The organism is Maritalea mobilis, assembly GCF_004363175.1.
Classification (GTDB): domain Bacteria; phylum Pseudomonadota; class Alphaproteobacteria; order Rhizobiales; family Devosiaceae; genus Maritalea; species Maritalea mobilis.
Genome location: NZ_SNYR01000002.1, coordinates 163,889 through 178,574, shown reverse-complemented (window position 1 = coordinate 178,574; position 14,686 = coordinate 163,889). Strand labels below are relative to the sequence as shown.

Genomic DNA, 14,686 nt, shown 5'->3' with positions numbered 1-14,686 from the left:
TTAACTCTGCGCGTCACGCACAAGATATTTCTTCACCGCAGGGGCCAAAGAAACATTAAGCCCGGTTAGTCGCCATGTGGTTAGCCAAATCGCGCCTGCGCCGATGATAAAGGAAATGGCTGCTGCGCTCGCTGCCCCGACCAGTCCAAACATCGGCACCAAAATGTAGTTGGCCACCAACAGCACCACCAAGCCCAACAAAATGGCGGGCAAGCTGGCATAGGGCTTTTTGCGTGACGAAAGGATCACTGCGCCAGGGCCAAACGCGGCCCGCGCGATCAGCGCGCTGCACAAAATGGTCAGCGGCATCACACCCTGATTAAATTCCGGCCCGAAGAAATAAAATACGAGAGGGCTGAAAATCATCACACCAATGGTCAACACAATGGCCAGCCCGGTGCCAACCAAATTTGCATCGCCAATTTTAGCCTCAAGCGCCGCAAAATCCTTCTTCTCTTCCGCGTCCAGCAAATCGGGAGACACCACAGCGCCAATGGCGATAATGCCGAAGGAGGCCAGCACGAATATCCGTGCACAAACCCCGAAAATCGCAATTTGCTCTTTGTCCAGCAAGCCAGAAAGCAGCAGCAGGTCAATATCAAAAAAGAAGTCAGAACTGAGCGCAACGATAATCCAGGGCAGGGCATAAACCCACCAACGCTGCATTTCTTTGGCTGGCATTTCCGTGTCGCGCGGCAACTCTCTGATCGCCTTTATCGTCACAAAAAAGTGCAGCATGGCCAGGCCGAGATAGAATATTGCCACCCACCAGATCAATGCGCCAACGCGGTCATCTTCCACGCCGATAAACAGCACGATCAAAATGCCCAGCACAATAAAGAGCGGGCGGAAAATCGTATCGGCAAACAGGCCGAAAAACGGCTTTTTCAACCCGACCAGAATGGCCCCGTTCAAATTCACAATTGCCGTGCCAAACGCCATCATGGCGATGGTGGGCCAAATGCCTTGGAGCAAAGTGCCTGCCGGGCCAATCAAATGGATCAGCTGGCCAACAATGTAGAGCAGCGCCAACCCCGGAAAAATCGCCATGCCATAGGCCAGCACAGCAAAGCGGGAGAGAGTGGTGCCATCATTTTTCGCTTTATATTCTGCCGCGAAATAGGAGCCGACTGTTTGGAAGCCAAGGGGCAGCGCGATTGCCATCAAATTGGCGGCGGCGATGGCAAGCAAATATTCGCCTAGCTGGGCGGCGCCCCAAAGGCGCGCAATCATGGCTTGTGCAAGAAAAATCACGCCCGCGCCACCAATGCGTACAGCGAAGATCAATGCTGATTTAGAAGCCAGTTGGCGGCGTTCACCCATAAAGTTCTCCAAACAAAATGTGCGCCACACCTAGCGCACATCACGTATATTTCTTGCTAACGCAGCACTTATTTGCGGTTAAACACCGTGTTGATAATCTTCTTGCGTTGCTCTGCGGGCATGGCCTGCATAATCGCTTTAAGCTTTGGGCGCACCTGCTTCAACCAGATATTGGCATAGAGATAGCCTTTGCCATTCAATGGCTTAATAAAGTCACTCGCTTCAACCTCGCCAGTGGCATACACCATTTTATATTGAACAGACGGGATCAAAAAGTCGACGCGTTTCAAGCCAAGCTCATAGCAAGATTTGATCACTTCACCCAAATGAAGCTTGCCGGGTCCTGCCGTTGCCTTCTCCTCGTCCCAGGTGGACATATAGGCATAATAGCAATCGTCATAGATAAAGCCCCATTGATCAGCCACAGGCTCGCCATTCAGCATAAAGCAGAAAGCCGCAACTTTCAGGTTCTGATCATCTGAATCTTTAAAGCGATCCAGAAACTCTCTGAAGGCATCATCCTGAAAGGCACGTGACGTTAGCCCCAATCGGCGCTGCCAATCCACACGACCTTCGTAAGAACGGTCGATCACGTTCACCAAAAGCTTGGGATCATTGCCATGCACATGGTCCAATGTGCCCATCCGGTCAAAGCGGTTATAGCCATTGCGGATGCGTTTGCGGGTGGCGCGCTTCAAATGGTTGTAATAGCCGTCATAATCTTCCCATTGGGTCAAATCGACAAAAGGCGCCGCCTTTTCTTCTTCCGAATGGTCAAAACAGCTTTCGCAGCCAGCAAAAAGCGGCCCATCATGCCGCACTTGTCCCAAATGCACATAATCTGCGCCACTGTCTTTAAAGCAGCTTTGCATCTGCTCAAAAACCTGTTTGGGATCACAATCTGGATCGCACAGCATTTCCGTATATTGCTGATAAGGCTCCGAAAAGCCGGTCAGAATTTTGCGTCCCTTTTTGTGCCACACCACTAAAGGCAAAAGGCCGACAAGCTTGTCGGCCTCCAGCACACAAATCACATAATAGGCGTTCTCATGTTCCCGCCCTGTGAGGTTTAGCACATGTTTGCTTAGATCGTAGCTTTGGAAAACATGGGTCCCCTGTGACCGTTTTTCCAAAGCCATCCATTGGTCTTTCATCGCACAGATTTCATCGGCTGTGCGCAACACCTTTGTTGTAAAGGTCATTTTATAGCCCTAGCCCCGAAGCTATTTAGTGAATTGATAAGCCGTAATATCCCTCACGCCGTCTGGCGCATTGGGATCAACTGCAAAATCTACCGTGTAAGGTTTAACATCTTTACGCTGGATACCAGAAAACTTCACCGCGCCAGCCAAAGCCAGCTTGGTATAAAATTTCAACCCCCGAGTGCCGCGATCAAGATTGTTCATACCCATCTTGCGCAGCATACCATTGGCGAAGTTCACCGCATATTTGTTCCGCAACGCATCTGTCCAATGTTCTGTGGTCACAGACACGTTCATGCAATCATAATTATCCACCCGATGTGGGCAGTTCAGCGGCCAATGCAGCATTTCGCCTGGTTCCAAATCATAAATGGTGGCGTAGTCATCATACCATTCTTGAAACTGGATATCGGTTTCATGCGCTTCGTTGATCACCACCTTTTCAATCCCATTCGGGCTCAAAAAGGGTGCTTCCGCTGGATAAACAAAAACCTTCTTGCGGCCACGCACCTGCCAAAGCGATTGGCCCGGCACGTCCACGTGATATTTCACCCGCACATTGGGCGAGGAAATCAAGATGGTCATGTTTTGCTTATAGGTTTTTAACCCCGGCACATGTTTCTCAAAATCATCATAGATAGCGCGCAACATGTCATCAAATGCTGGGTTTTGCCGTCCCGGCGCCCGCAAATTGATCCAAATATTGCCGCTCTTCACCGCGTCCAAAATCTCTTTGCCGCTGGCCTTGCCAAATTCGCCTTCGCGGCGAACGCCCGTGTTCGGGTCCATATAATTGACGTGATAATCCTGCCGATCCACATTTTCCAAAATGCTTTCAAGCGCTTCGTCAGTGAACAGGCCTGTATCTGCCAATCTATGTTGCAAGCGTAAGGGGTGCTGCCCGAACAGGCTGGCATAGTGCGCCTTCCAGTCGGTCAAAACCCCGTCAATCCGTCGATCGAGCATTTCCTCGTCCCCAAATTTACCTTCACATGAGGCAAATTTATCGGCCGCTTATGACAATAGGGTTTAACATCAGGGATTTAGCTAAACTAATTCACGCTAAGGTTAATATTTGCTTTGGTGCATGTGTTTGGCTTTCGATTGTCAAACCCAATTGATTGCGCCAAACTGGTGATGATTTTTTACGTCATTTACTCCGCAAAGGTTGCTTTATGTCAGACCAATCTGTCGCCCAACAAAAGGCAAAAGCGCAAAAATTCGCCGACCTGCACCAAAAAGGCCCATTTATTTTGGCAAATGTTTGGGATGCGGGCACCGCGCAAATGATGGCAGCGCTTGGGGCTGAGGCATTAGCTACATCATCCGCCGCTCATGCCTTCACTTTGGGCCGTCCCGACGGTGGGCAAATCTGCCGCCAAGAGGCAATTGATCATGCGGCGGACATAAATGGCTCAACGCCATTGCCCGTAAATGCCGATCTCGAAAACGGCTTTGGTGATCAACTGGCAGATGTTGAAGCAACCGTGCGCCAATCTGTGGAGAAGGGGCTTGCTGGGTGCGGCATTGAAGATATTCAGTTCCCCACGCAAAAGCCCTATGAATTTGAAGAAGCGGTAATGCGTATTGAAGCCGCTGTCGCGGCCAAAAAAGCGGCCTGCACCGATCACAATAGCACCTTCACCCTTACTGCGCGGGCAGATGGGGTGATGACAGGGGCCTATGATTTGGACGAAGCGTTGCGACGCATCAAGGCCTTCGAGCAAGTGGGCGCAGATGTGATTTATGTGCCGATGCCGCAAAGCTTCGACGATTTGAAAACCATTGTGCGCAGCGTAAATGTGCCGGTAAATGCGCTGTGCGCAGGGCCATTCACCAAATATAGCGTGGCAGATTTTGGCGAAATTGGCGTTACGCGGATCAGCTTGGGCAGCAGCCTGGCCCGTGCCGTGCACAAAATTATCTATGATGCCGCGCAACAAATGTTCGTGAGCGGCGATATGCGCAGTTTGAGCAACAGTATTTCTGGTGCTACTATTGATGAAATATTGGCGAAAGGAGCAGCCAATTCATAAGCTCGTAAGTAAGCGGGTGCGACAATTAAATCACACTTATAAATCATTTGAGAGAGGGCAAATATTCGCCCTCAAAAAGACTAAATCTAGGCCCCATATCATGGCCAAAGAAACCAATTGCTCGTCTGTTGCGTTACATAAGAGACAGCGGCGAAGCGAGATAGGCAAAATGAACACGAGAAAGAGATCCATATTGTTGGCCGCCACCCTGTTTGGGGGCATGCTGACAGCATTTTCGGCCCAGGCTGAAACAGCCTTTGCGTCTAAGCAGGCCTGTTTGGATCACGTCCAAGCCATCGAAACCCAGTCACTTGCTGTTCAGCTAGATGCTGAGCAATTTAATGAGTTGATTGAAGCGCTCGTGGCAGCAACTGATTTGTGTCAGGCCAATGCCCTGAGCGATGCGCAGCAACATTTGTCGTCAGCAGCAGAAATCATCGGCGTAAATTCATAAACAGCCACAACAGCTTTGCGTGGAATGGCGCGAATTCGAGTTGCCAAAATTTGGCACCCGGCCTAAATTCTTTTTATGAAAATACTCAGTTTTGTCGCTTTATCAGCGTGGCGTTCCATCATCATTCCTTTGCTCGCCTTGGCGATGCTGGTCAGCATGGCCAGCGCGCAAATTGTTGAGGTCGAACAAAAGCTTGAACAGCTTGATCAGATTGAAATTCGGATTGAGCGCATCGTTGGCACCATCGAAAACGCAGATAATGACAATTCCCTGATCAATGCGCGGTCTCGCCTGTTGGATGTGCAGCCTGAGATTGAGGAAATCGTCAAACCTGTTGAAGATCAGCTCGCTGTGCTCACCAGCCAACTGGATGCGCTGGGGCCGGAGCCTGCCGAAGGCGAAAAGGAAAGCCCGCAAATCGCGGAAGAGCGGAAAGACGCCAAAGACCAGCGACAAGATTTGCGCATCGTCACCACGCGCGCGCAGGAGCTTGAGCAAAAAATCGACGCTGCCTTTGAAGAAATTGCAAAGCTACGGCGGCAAGTGTTCACCAATCGCCTTTCTCAACGCTCTCCCATTACCATTGATTTGCTCGCCAGCATCTCGGGCGACAGTGTCACCACCTTCACCCGGTTGCAATCCAAATTGCGCACCTGGTGGGCCGTAAAGGTCGCGCCCGATCCGCGCCCATTCGCGATCGTATTCTCCTTCTTCGCCATTTTGCTGGCGGGATCGGTTGTGCTTTCTAAACGCGCAAAAAGCTATCTCTCGTCAAGCGCCACACGCTTAAACGCATTGTTGCGGCCTTTTGTCAGCACAATTGTGCCTTCAGGTCTCCTGGCCTTGGCTTTGGCGCTAGGCTATTGGGCTATCGATTTTGCGGCACTGTTCACCACTGAATTGCGGATATTTGTCCGCACCCTGTTTTTGGTGGTCTTTGGGGTGTCGTTTGCGTTGCGGCTCAGCCACGCCCTGTTCGCGCCCAACAATTCTGAATTGCGACTATTGCCCATTTCCAGCTTTGCTGCCAAGCGTATGCATTTGCTGGTCAGCACGCTGGCCATCGTTCATGCGCTGGATTATCTGGCACGCCAATTGGGCCAACTGGTCAACGCGCCCTTGGCTTTCACCATCGGCAACAGTTTCTTGGCGGCGGTGTTGATTGCCGTGCTGCTGCTGGCATTGGCGCGTGTGCGCGACAAGCGGGAAGATGAAGTGTCTCGCAGCTTGCCGCCATGGGTGCGTATCCCGCTCTTGCTCGCTTCCATTGCAATCATTCTCGCAGCAGTTGCAGGTTACATTGGCCTTGCACGATTTATGGCGCAGCAATTGGTCGTCACGGGTACCATCTTGGTCACTGCCTTTCTTGGCTATCTGCTATCCCACGAAGTGGGCAAACCCGGCGTTCTCGCCCCAACGCGGCTAGGGCAGTGGGTGCAGCAACGCTTCTCAATTGAAGAGAGCGATCTGGACCAATATGCGCTCTTCGCTGGCATTGGCTTTTTTGTGCTGGTGTTGATGGCTGCAATTCCCGCAATTCTGTTGCAATGGGGCTCTCGTGTCGAAGATTTGGTGGCGTGGGTGCGCCAAGCCATCATCGGCATTCAAATTGGCAGCTTTGAGTTTTCTCTCGCCAGCATATTTTATGGCATCATCATCTTTGCCTTGGGCTTGGCGGTCACCCGTGTTTTCCAAAGCTGGCTGGGCAACACAGTGTTGGAGCGGACGCGCGCCGACAATGGGGTAAAAGACTCCATCCGCACAGGTGTTGGCTATGTCGGGATCGCACTCTCCATCTTTTTAGGCATCACCGGGGCAGGGGTCGATTTAGGCAGCTTGGCCATCGTTGCTGGTGCCTTGTCCTTGGGCATTGGTTTTGGCTTGCAAAATGTGGTGTCAAACTTTGTGTCCGGTTTGATCATGTTGGTCGAACGTCCAATAAAAGTTGGTGACTTTGTGCAGGCGAGCGGTTTTTCTGGCACCGTGTCAAAAATTAGCGTCCGCGCTACAGAGATCAACACGATCCACAACCAAACCATCATCATTCCCAATGCCGATTTCATCAACGCGCCTGTGGGCAACTGGACACACAAAATCCGGTCAGGCCGGGTGGATATTCCCATCGGCGTTGCCTATGGCAGCGATTTGGAGTTGGTGCGTGAGATTTTGCTGGAACTCGCGCATGATCATGACAATGTGCTCAAACGCCCAGAACCCTTTGTGTTCTTTGAGGGCTTTGGCGATAGCTCCATCAATTTCCAACTGCGTATACATGTGAATGATTATACGATTTATCCACGCGTGCAGACTGATTTGCTGTTCGCCATTGATCATGCATTCCGTGAAGCAAAAGTGGAAATTCCATTCCCACAACGCGACCTCAATTTGCGCACGGCGGATCCGAAAATTCTGGCACAACTCACAGGCAAGGGCGCAACGCCTAGCAAGCCGCGCACGCGGTCTAAGCCAAAGTCGGATGATAAGTCTGAAAGCTAGGCTTGGCCTTTAGATAATCTCGTCTTCGTCGAACAGGGTGGAGCCTTCCACGTCGGCAGTATATTGGTCCAGTGCAGTTTCCGCATTGCGGTTGCGCGCTGGCTGCGCCACGTGAAAAATCGCATCGCCTTCATTCACAATCGGCAATTCGCTTCGGCCAATAATCACCCCATCACCATGGGCTGAAATGGGCGTTTCCACCTCGCCAAACGGGTCAGACACCACGCCCAGAATGTCGCCATCGCTCACCGTGTCGCCGCACCGTTTATAGGTCCGCAGCAAGCCGCCAGCAGGCGAGCGCAACCAATGGCTGCCGCTACAATGCAGCGGTTTTGCTTTGGAAGGGGCAATCGGTTTGCCCGAAATCATGCCTAAGCCATGCAGCGTACGCAGCACGCCAGTTGTGCCCACGCGCACCGCAAATTCGTCAAACCGCAAGCCGCCGCCGGCCTCATAAAGCAGCACATCGCAATCCAACATCGATGAGGCTTCGCGGAGCGAGCCTTCACGCACTTTAGATTTCAACATAATCGGTGCGCCAAACATGTGCGCCATCTCGGTCAGCTTAGGGCGCCCGGGCGTCACACGAATTTGCGGATAGTTATCGCGGTTGCTCGCCGCAGAGTGCAAGTCGATGCCATAGTCACATCGCTTTACGATCTCCGTGATAAACAAATGTGCCAAACGGCCCGCCAGCGATCCGGTTTCAGACCCCGGAAAACAACGGTTGAGATCACGTCGGTCGGGCAGATAGCGCGAATGGTTGATAAAGCCAAATGCATTGACTATGGGAATGCAGATCAATGTGCCGCGCAGGCCGCGCAATTTCGGCGATTGCAGCACCCGGCGCACAATCTCCACGCCAATCACCTCATCGCCATGAATGGCAGCGCTCACAAAGATAGATGGGCCAGGGCGCTTGCCGTGGATCACGTGGGTGGACATGGTCACCGGCGTGTGGTCTGACAAAACGCTCACGGGCAAATCGACGGTCCGGCGCTCACCGGGCGCAATGCGCTCGCCCCCAATCTCAAACGCATCTGGCTTCATAGGGCCTTAGCCTTTGCCTTTGGTCTTTGTGGCCCACGGCTTATGGTTTTTCTCCATAAACTCGATGATTTTGCCCGCAATATCCAAACCAGTGGCGGTTTCAACGCCTTCAAGCCCGGGTGAGGAGTTCACTTCCATCACCACCGCGCCATGGTTAGAGCGCAGCATATCAACGCCGCACACATTTAGCCCCATAGATTTGGCTGCCCGAATGGCCGTTGATTTCTCTTCCGGGGTAATCTTCACCTTCCGGGCAGAACCACCGCGGTGCAAATTAGAGCGGAAGTCGCCCTCAGCGCCGCGCCGTTCCATCGCCGCAACAACTTTGCCGCCAATCACGATGGCGCGAATGTCTGTGCCGCCAGCTTCTTTGATGAATTCTTGCACCAAAATGTTCACGCCAGCGCCGCGGAACGCTTCGATCACTGATTTGGCCGAGCGGTTACTGTCCGCCAAAACCACACCAATGCCCTGCGTGCCTTCCAGCAATTTGATCACCAATGGCGCGCCGCCAGCTAAGCGAAGCACTTCTTCGGTTTGGCGTGGGTCATGGGCAAATGTGGTTACAGGCAAGCCGATACCATCACGCGCCATCAATTGCATGGAGCGCAATTTGTCGCGAGATCGGCCAATGGCCACAGATTCATTCAATGGATAAACGCCCATCATTTCAAATTGGCGCAAAACTGCAAGGCCGTAATAGGTGATGGACGAGCCAATACGCGGAATCACCGCGTCATAACCAGTCAGCTTTTCACCATTGTAAAATACCTCTGGTCGCCGCGAAGCGATGTTCATGTAGCAGCGTAAAGTATTGACGATATCGAGTTCGTGTCCGCGCGCTACAGCCGCTTCCTTCAAACGTTGGTGCGAATAAAGCGAAGAGTTGCGCGCAAGCATTGCAATTCTCATAAGGACCTCAAGTAAGACGTTTCCCGTGATTTTTTTTAAGCTTTATGCTAATTTCCCCAGCGCGCAATTCGGCGCAGCACATACTGATGCATAAAACAGTTGCCACTAGCATTGCATAGATCGCGTGTCGCTAAAAGAGGCATGTGAGTCAAGCTCTTTTATCAACACAGAATTTGTGGAGAGTTGGGGTTTATCTCACTAGGCTTTGGATGTTCGGCACCAAGGCGCCCCGATGCTGGATCACGTGTCCGGCAACCTTGTGCGCAAATTGCGCGGCTTCAACCATGCTGCGCCCGTTCAGCCGCGCGGCAATGTAGCTGCCATTAAAGCTGTCGCCAGCACCTGTGGTGTCAACAGGTTGCACAGCGGCGGCAGGGCCAACCCATTCTCTTTGGCTGCCATCGGTCAACAAAGCTGCTTCAGGCCCCGCTTTCACCACCACTTCGCGGCAGCCAGCAGTCAAATAACGCTCGGCCACGTGTTCAGACGATTTTTCGTCAAACAAAACATATTCGTCGGGCACGGTGGGCAACGCCATGGTGCTCACGGCAGAAGCTTTTGCGGTCCATTCGGCCATCTCGTCACGGCTTTGCCATAGAGAAGGGCGCAAATTACTGTCAAAAATCACCTGTTGCCCCGCCGCTTTCGCTTTGCTCAACACATCTAAAAATTGCTCGCGCGTTTCTGGCTGCAAAATGGCAAGGCTGATCCCAGAAAAGAACAGCGCATTGTCGCCCAAGAAAGTCTGGGTCAGGTAAGATAGGTCTTGCGCCATTTCCTTGGCAGCAGATGTGGAGCGCCAATAGCTAAAGGTGCGCTCGCCATCTTCCAGCGAAATCATATAAAGGCCCGGCGCTTTGCCCGGCAAAATGCGGATCAAATCTGTCCCGATGCCATGCGCCTTGATGCTGGCTGCCAGCGCTTGGCTTTCCGCGTCATCGCCGAGCGCGGTGAAATAATCGACTGATGCTGTTTCTGGCAAAAAGGCACGGGCGTAAAATGCCATGTTGAGGCTGTCGCCAGCATATCCCTTTTTATAAAGCCCATCCTCCAATGCACTCATTTCAATCATGCATTCGCCAATGGAAATCAGCTTGGTCATAGGGCTCTCCAACGCAATAGGCCGCATCAGGCGGCAAGGGACATTGCGCTTTTAGCCTCATGAAAAGGCTGGGGCAAGGTCCCTCGCGCCCAATGCGGTTCGCCATGAGCAAGGGGAGGGGGAGTTAGTTGCTTGGCGTGGTCTCGTTGCTCTCAACGCTAGGTGCATCCACCACCGTTGGATTTTCCTTATCATTCGCTTCCGCGTAGAAGTAGATGGCTGCAAAGGCCAACACAATCACGACCAGCGAAATCAACAATACACGAATATTAAAGCCTCTTTGGCCCTGTCGTGCTTCGGTTTTGGTTACGGTTTCTGCCTGTTCATTTTCTTGATTTTGCATAATACCTCCGTTATCTAGCCAACGTGTGGACCGCCATTTGGTTCCAAACAGGCGACAAGCCGCACATTTTGTGCTAGGCAGCGCCCGATTAACCCCAATTGATGTGAAAAATAAGCATGAGCCTTCAGCAAGCGCGCAAATTTTCTGTGGCCCCCATGATGGATTGGACAGACCGCCATTGTCGGTTTTTCCACCGCCATTTGTCGCGTCACACATTGCTGTTTACTGAAATGGTCACCAGCGCTGCGTTGATCCGTGGCGGGGCTGATTGGTTGCTCAATTATAATGACGATGTGGAACATCCCATCGCGGTTCAGTTGGGCGGATCCGATCCACAAGAGCTGGCCGAGGCGACAAAGCTTTGCGATCAATTCGGCTATGATGAAGTGAACCTCAATGTGGGCTGCCCGTCAGACCGGGTGCAATCTGGTCGTTTCGGCGCTTGCCTGATGGCAGAGCCAAAACTGGTCGCCGATTGTGTGCGGGCTATGCGTGATGTCACCGATACGCCGATCACTGTGAAATGCCGCATCGGCATTGATGATCAGGATAGCGAAGAAGATTTGCGCGTGTTTGTCGATCATATGCTGGAGGCGAAAGTGGATGCACTTTATGTGCACGCCCGCAAGGCATGGCTGCAAGGCTTGTCGCCAAAGCAAAATCGCGAAGTGCCACCACTCGATTATGATCGGGTTTACCGCCTGAAAAAGCACGTGGGTGATCTGCCCTTGATGATCAATGGCGGCATTGAAGATTTGGACCAATCCAAAACCCATTTGCAACATGTGGATGGCGTCATGCTGGGTCGCGCGGCCTATCACAATCCGGGCCTGCTGTGGGATGTGGATCGCGAAATTTTCGGCGATGACACACCGCCGATCTCGCTTGAATCACTTTGTGAAGTGATGACAAATTATGCTGAAATTCAAATGACTAAGGGCGCCAAATTGAATCAAATTGTGCGCCACATGCTGGGTCTTGGATTTGGCAAGCCGGGCGCACGGCGCTTCCGTCAATTGCTCACCGTGGAAGCGGTGAAAGCTGATCGGGGCGTAGAGCTGATTGAAGAGGCGTTTGATCTGTTGATCGCCGCCCGCCAAGCTGCCGCTTAATCGGTAAAGGTCAGCCGATCGCCTTCCACGCTGAAGCCGCGTAGGGTCTGCAAATAATTCATGCCCAATAGATTGGCATTCAATGCCTCTGGTCGCGCCACCATCGCGTCGATGTTCTCGCGCACAATGCCGCCCACTTCAATTCGGTCCAGTTTGATCAGCGCTGCCTCTGTTTGGCCGTTGGCCGTTTGTACCGGAATGGAATAGATCAAGCGCGACGGGTCAAACCCAGCAGCGCGGGCGCTATCTGCGGTCAGCACAATGCTGGACGCTCCGGTATCGAACAGGAATTGCTTTTCCACACCATTGATTTTGGCATTGATCACAAAATGATCATTCGTGTCGCGGCTAAACATAACGGTGCCGCTCTCGGCATCTACGTAGCCTGCGCCGGGAGAGAGTTGCGCCCACAATCGCGCGCCAAATCGTTCAAAATCCGTGCGGAAACTATAGCCGATGATGATGGCAGCAAATATCGCGCCCCACATCACAATGCCGGACAGCATTTCGCCCAATTTAATGCGGCGACCAAATGCGCCACCCGCCACCAAAACCAGCACCGCGATCAAAATCACCAACTGGCCAAAATCTTGTTCTGCAAGGCCAATCATTGCGCCAGCATTGGACGAAATCAAAAAGGTGAGGGCGAGCGCCACGAGCAGCGCGATGCCAATAAAAATCAAACCAGTTTCCTTTCACTTCGGGCCGAAGCCTAAAGAAGAATAAAGGCACTCAATGCGGCAATTTCAAGAACCAACTGCAGCGCACCTATTGTGTCACCCGTTTGTCCGCCCAACAAACGCGTCAGCAATTTCAGCCAAAAAAAGCAAAGCCCCACCCCAAAGATCAGCGCTAAAAACAAAGCGATTGGCCCGGCAAACAACAGCGCCATAAAGCAGAAAAGGGCAAGCGCGGGCACCAAGCCAATGGCGAAGTCTTTCTGCGCCAAAATGCCAGCCCCAGCCGATGCGCCGTCGCTGCGTGCAGGCGGCAACATCACAGCAACAATTGGTGCCGCTTGACGTGCCAGCAAGGCAGAAACCAGCCACAAGATGGAGGCCGCCACAGGGCTTAGCGCAATCAAGGTGCCAAGGGTAATCACCCGCAGCATAAAGGGCGCGATCAGTCCCAAAACGCCATAGGTGCCATGGCGGGAATCTTTCATGATTTCCAAACGTCTGGCCACATCATGTCCGCCAAACAAACCATCCATGGCATCGCCAAAAGCGTCCTCCGCCATCGCCCCGGTGATCACGGCGCTCATGGCAATGGCGACTGTGGCCACAAACAAAGATTGAACGCCAAACGCGCCGAGCAGCAAAATGGTGAGGGCAGGAAATACGCCAATCAACAAGCTGGCGACAGGCAGAAAATGAATCATCTTGCCAAAATTGAGTGGCAGGTGCGGGCTGTCCCCTGTGGGTAAGCGAGAGTAAAACCGCACGCCCATGATAATTGCATCCACTGGCGACAGTTTTTCAGGCGGTGGTGCACCTGCCTCATTGTCATTGATGGGGCTTACTGATGGTGGCGGCACGCTGGTCAATTGCTTTTCCTTAAATGTTGGCTAAAAGGGGACGTCCGTTTAACCCAGATGCGAGTCGATACCATGACCGAACAAGACCAGAAAAGCCCTTTCGATGATTTCCAAGAGCTATTGATGCTGTTGCCAAACGGCAGCGAAGCAGCAGTAGAAGCGGTGCAAGCGCGCGATGCGCAGCTCACCAAGCCAGCAGGATCGTTGGGCGAACTGGAAAAAATGGTCGAATGGCTCGCCCGCTGGCAGGAAAAGCCAAGCCCAACATTGAACAACCCAATGGTGGCTATTTTTGCTGGCAACCATGGTGTGGTGAATCAAGGTGTTTCCGCATTTCCGCCAGAAGTGACGCAGCAAATGGTGGCTAATTTCACCAATGGCGGTGCGGCCATTTCACAAATTTGCGCATTGCATGAGATTAATTTGCGTGTGTTTGAATTGGCGCTGGAAGTGCCAACAGGCGATTTCACCCAAACCGCAGCGATGGATGATCGCACCTGCGCAGCCACCATTGCCTATGGTATGGAAGCTATCGCGGGCAAGCCAGACCTGTTGTGCATTGGTGAAATGGGCATTGGCAACACCACGCCAGCCGCTGCCATCAACGCCGCTCTATTCGGCGGCACGGGCGAAGATTGGGTTGGGCGTGGCTCCGGTGTTGATGATGCAGGGTTGAAGCGCAAGGCCGATGCGGTGAATCGCGGTCTTGAATTGCACAAAGACGATTTGGACACGCCATTGAAAATTTTGGCACGTCTCGGTGGTCGCGAAATTGCCGCCATGGCAGGCGCGATCATTGCTGCCCGCCACAACAAATTGCCCGTGATTGTCGATGGATTTGTCGCCACCTCCGCCGCTGCGGTGCTACATGCGGCCAATCCAATGTCGTTAGATCACTGTATTTTCGCTCACCAGTCTGCTGAAGCCGCGCACACAGAAGTGTTGGCCAAAATGGGCAAAAAGCCTTTGTTTGATTTGGGCATGCGTCTGGGCGAAGGTTCTGGCGCTGCGGTTGCCGCTTCAATGGTCAAAACAGCATTGCATCTGCATAAAAATATGGCCACCTTTGAAGAGGCGGCCGTGGCAGGCGGGCAGCAAACCACCCACTAGGTTTGGGGG

At 52.6% G+C, this 14,686-nt stretch carries 14 protein-coding genes; 5 read left to right on the top strand and 9 right to left on the bottom strand.

The genetic code is table 11. The features are described 5' to 3' along the window. From ATL17_RS08640 to ATL17_RS08630, 3 genes are all read right to left on the bottom strand, one after another. Entirely contained in the window at positions 1 to 1,323 is a 1,323-nt protein-coding gene (locus ATL17_RS08640) for a lipopolysaccharide biosynthesis protein (RefSeq protein WP_133572411.1), read from the bottom strand. A 68-nt stretch (positions 1,324 to 1,391) separates the two neighbouring features. Continuing rightward, positions 1,392 to 2,525, bottom strand: coding sequence for a GNAT family N-acetyltransferase (locus ATL17_RS08635; RefSeq protein ID WP_133572410.1), 1,134 nt, complete (start codon positions 2,523 to 2,525; stop codon positions 1,392 to 1,394). A gap of 21 nt (positions 2,526 to 2,546) precedes the next feature. Continuing rightward, positions 2,547 to 3,491, bottom strand: coding sequence for a cupin-like domain-containing protein (locus ATL17_RS08630; protein WP_133572409.1), 945 nt, complete (start codon positions 3,489 to 3,491; stop codon positions 2,547 to 2,549). A 209-nt stretch (positions 3,492 to 3,700) separates the two neighbouring features. On the opposite strand from ATL17_RS08630, the gene ATL17_RS08625 reads away from it, so the two are divergent. From ATL17_RS08625 to ATL17_RS08615, 3 genes are all read left to right on the top strand, one after another. Next, the gene (locus ATL17_RS08625) at positions 3,701 to 4,561 is read left to right on the top strand and encodes an isocitrate lyase/PEP mutase family protein (RefSeq protein WP_133572408.1); all 861 of its coding nucleotides are present in this window, start codon (positions 3,701 to 3,703) and stop codon (positions 4,559 to 4,561) included. A gap of 169 nt (positions 4,562 to 4,730) precedes the next feature. Continuing rightward, on the top strand, positions 4,731 to 5,015 hold the full coding sequence (locus tag ATL17_RS16915) for a hypothetical protein (RefSeq protein ID WP_166638965.1): 285 nt from the start codon (positions 4,731 to 4,733) through the stop codon (positions 5,013 to 5,015). Positions 5,016 to 5,090: 75 nt separating this feature from the next. Continuing rightward, on the top strand, positions 5,091 to 7,511 hold the full coding sequence (locus ATL17_RS08615; protein WP_133572406.1) for a mechanosensitive ion channel family protein: 2,421 nt from the start codon (positions 5,091 to 5,093) through the stop codon (positions 7,509 to 7,511). Between the two features lie 9 nt (positions 7,512 to 7,520). Here the strand turns inward: ATL17_RS08615 and ATL17_RS08610 are convergent, their stop codons facing one another. The 4 genes from ATL17_RS08610 to ATL17_RS08595 all read right to left on the bottom strand — a co-directional run bounded on the left by ATL17_RS08610 (position 7,521) and on the right by ATL17_RS08595 (position 10,918). Continuing rightward, a complete protein-coding gene (locus ATL17_RS08610) occupies positions 7,521 to 8,561 on the bottom strand; it encodes a succinylglutamate desuccinylase/aspartoacylase family protein (protein WP_133572405.1) in 1,041 nt (346 codons plus the stop codon). Positions 8,562 to 8,567: 6 nt separating this feature from the next. Beyond that, positions 8,568 to 9,473 (bottom strand): 30S ribosomal protein S6--L-glutamate ligase, encoded by a 906-nt coding sequence (gene rimK, locus ATL17_RS08605; protein ID WP_133572404.1) that lies wholly within the window; start codon positions 9,471 to 9,473, stop codon positions 8,568 to 8,570. A 190-nt stretch (positions 9,474 to 9,663) separates the two neighbouring features. Continuing rightward, on the bottom strand, positions 9,664 to 10,575 hold the full coding sequence (locus ATL17_RS08600) for a sugar kinase (RefSeq protein ID WP_166638964.1): 912 nt from the start codon (positions 10,573 to 10,575) through the stop codon (positions 9,664 to 9,666). Between the two features lie 124 nt (positions 10,576 to 10,699). Then, on the bottom strand, positions 10,700 to 10,918 hold the full coding sequence (locus ATL17_RS08595) for a hypothetical protein (protein WP_133572402.1): 219 nt from the start codon (positions 10,916 to 10,918) through the stop codon (positions 10,700 to 10,702). A gap of 116 nt (positions 10,919 to 11,034) precedes the next feature. On the opposite strand from ATL17_RS08595, the gene dusA reads away from it, so the two are divergent. Beyond that, positions 11,035 to 12,030, top strand: coding sequence for a tRNA dihydrouridine(20/20a) synthase DusA (gene dusA, locus ATL17_RS08590; RefSeq protein ID WP_133572401.1), 996 nt, complete (start codon positions 11,035 to 11,037; stop codon positions 12,028 to 12,030). On the opposite strand, the gene ATL17_RS08585 is transcribed toward dusA, so the two are convergent. Next, complete coding sequence (locus tag ATL17_RS08585; protein ID WP_133572400.1) at positions 12,027 to 12,713, bottom strand: retropepsin-like aspartic protease family protein; 687 nt, start codon at positions 12,711 to 12,713, stop codon at positions 12,027 to 12,029. The genes dusA and ATL17_RS08585 overlap by 4 nt on opposite strands. 29 nt (positions 12,714 to 12,742) lie before the next feature. Then, positions 12,743 to 13,567 carry an adenosylcobinamide-GDP ribazoletransferase gene (locus ATL17_RS08580; protein WP_246028702.1) on the bottom strand — a complete coding sequence of 275 codons (825 nt, stop codon included), beginning with the start codon at positions 13,565 to 13,567 and terminating at the stop codon, positions 12,743 to 12,745. A 72-nt stretch (positions 13,568 to 13,639) separates the two neighbouring features. Here ATL17_RS08580 and cobT point away from each other — a divergent pair, with 72 nt between their 5' ends. After that, positions 13,640 to 14,677, top strand: coding sequence for a nicotinate-nucleotide--dimethylbenzimidazole phosphoribosyltransferase (gene cobT / locus ATL17_RS08575; RefSeq protein ID WP_133572398.1), 1,038 nt, complete (start codon positions 13,640 to 13,642; stop codon positions 14,675 to 14,677). The last annotated feature ends 9 nt before the right edge of the window (positions 14,678 to 14,686 follow it).

Excerpts from the sequence above, each read along its gene's own strand:
- ATL17_RS08615 (WP_133572406.1), top strand. The coding sequence starts at position 5,091 with ATGAAAATACTCAGTTTTGTCGCTTTATCAGCGTGGCGTTCCATCATC.
- cobT (WP_133572398.1), top strand. The coding sequence starts at position 13,640 with ATGACCGAACAAGACCAGAAAAGCCCTTTCGATGATTTCCAAGAGCTA.
- ATL17_RS08635 (WP_133572410.1), bottom strand. The coding sequence starts at position 2,525 with ATGACCTTTACAACAAAGGTGTTGCGCACAGCCGATGAAATCTGTGCG.
- ATL17_RS08625 (WP_133572408.1), top strand. The coding sequence starts at position 3,701 with ATGTCAGACCAATCTGTCGCCCAACAAAAGGCAAAAGCGCAAAAATTC.
- ATL17_RS08595 (WP_133572402.1), bottom strand. The coding sequence starts at position 10,918 with ATGCAAAATCAAGAAAATGAACAGGCAGAAACCGTAACCAAAACCGAA.
- ATL17_RS08610 (WP_133572405.1), bottom strand. The coding sequence starts at position 8,561 with ATGAAGCCAGATGCGTTTGAGATTGGGGGCGAGCGCATTGCGCCCGGT.
- ATL17_RS08640 (WP_133572411.1), bottom strand. The coding sequence starts at position 1,323 with ATGGGTGAACGCCGCCAACTGGCTTCTAAATCAGCATTGATCTTCGCT.
- rimK (WP_133572404.1), bottom strand. The coding sequence starts at position 9,473 with ATGAGAATTGCAATGCTTGCGCGCAACTCTTCGCTTTATTCGCACCAA.
- ATL17_RS08630 (WP_133572409.1), bottom strand. The coding sequence starts at position 3,491 with ATGCTCGATCGACGGATTGACGGGGTTTTGACCGACTGGAAGGCGCAC.
- ATL17_RS16915 (WP_166638965.1), top strand. The coding sequence starts at position 4,731 with ATGAACACGAGAAAGAGATCCATATTGTTGGCCGCCACCCTGTTTGGG.
- dusA (WP_133572401.1), top strand. The coding sequence starts at position 11,035 with ATGAGCCTTCAGCAAGCGCGCAAATTTTCTGTGGCCCCCATGATGGAT.
- ATL17_RS08600 (WP_166638964.1), bottom strand. The coding sequence starts at position 10,575 with ATGACCAAGCTGATTTCCATTGGCGAATGCATGATTGAAATGAGTGCA.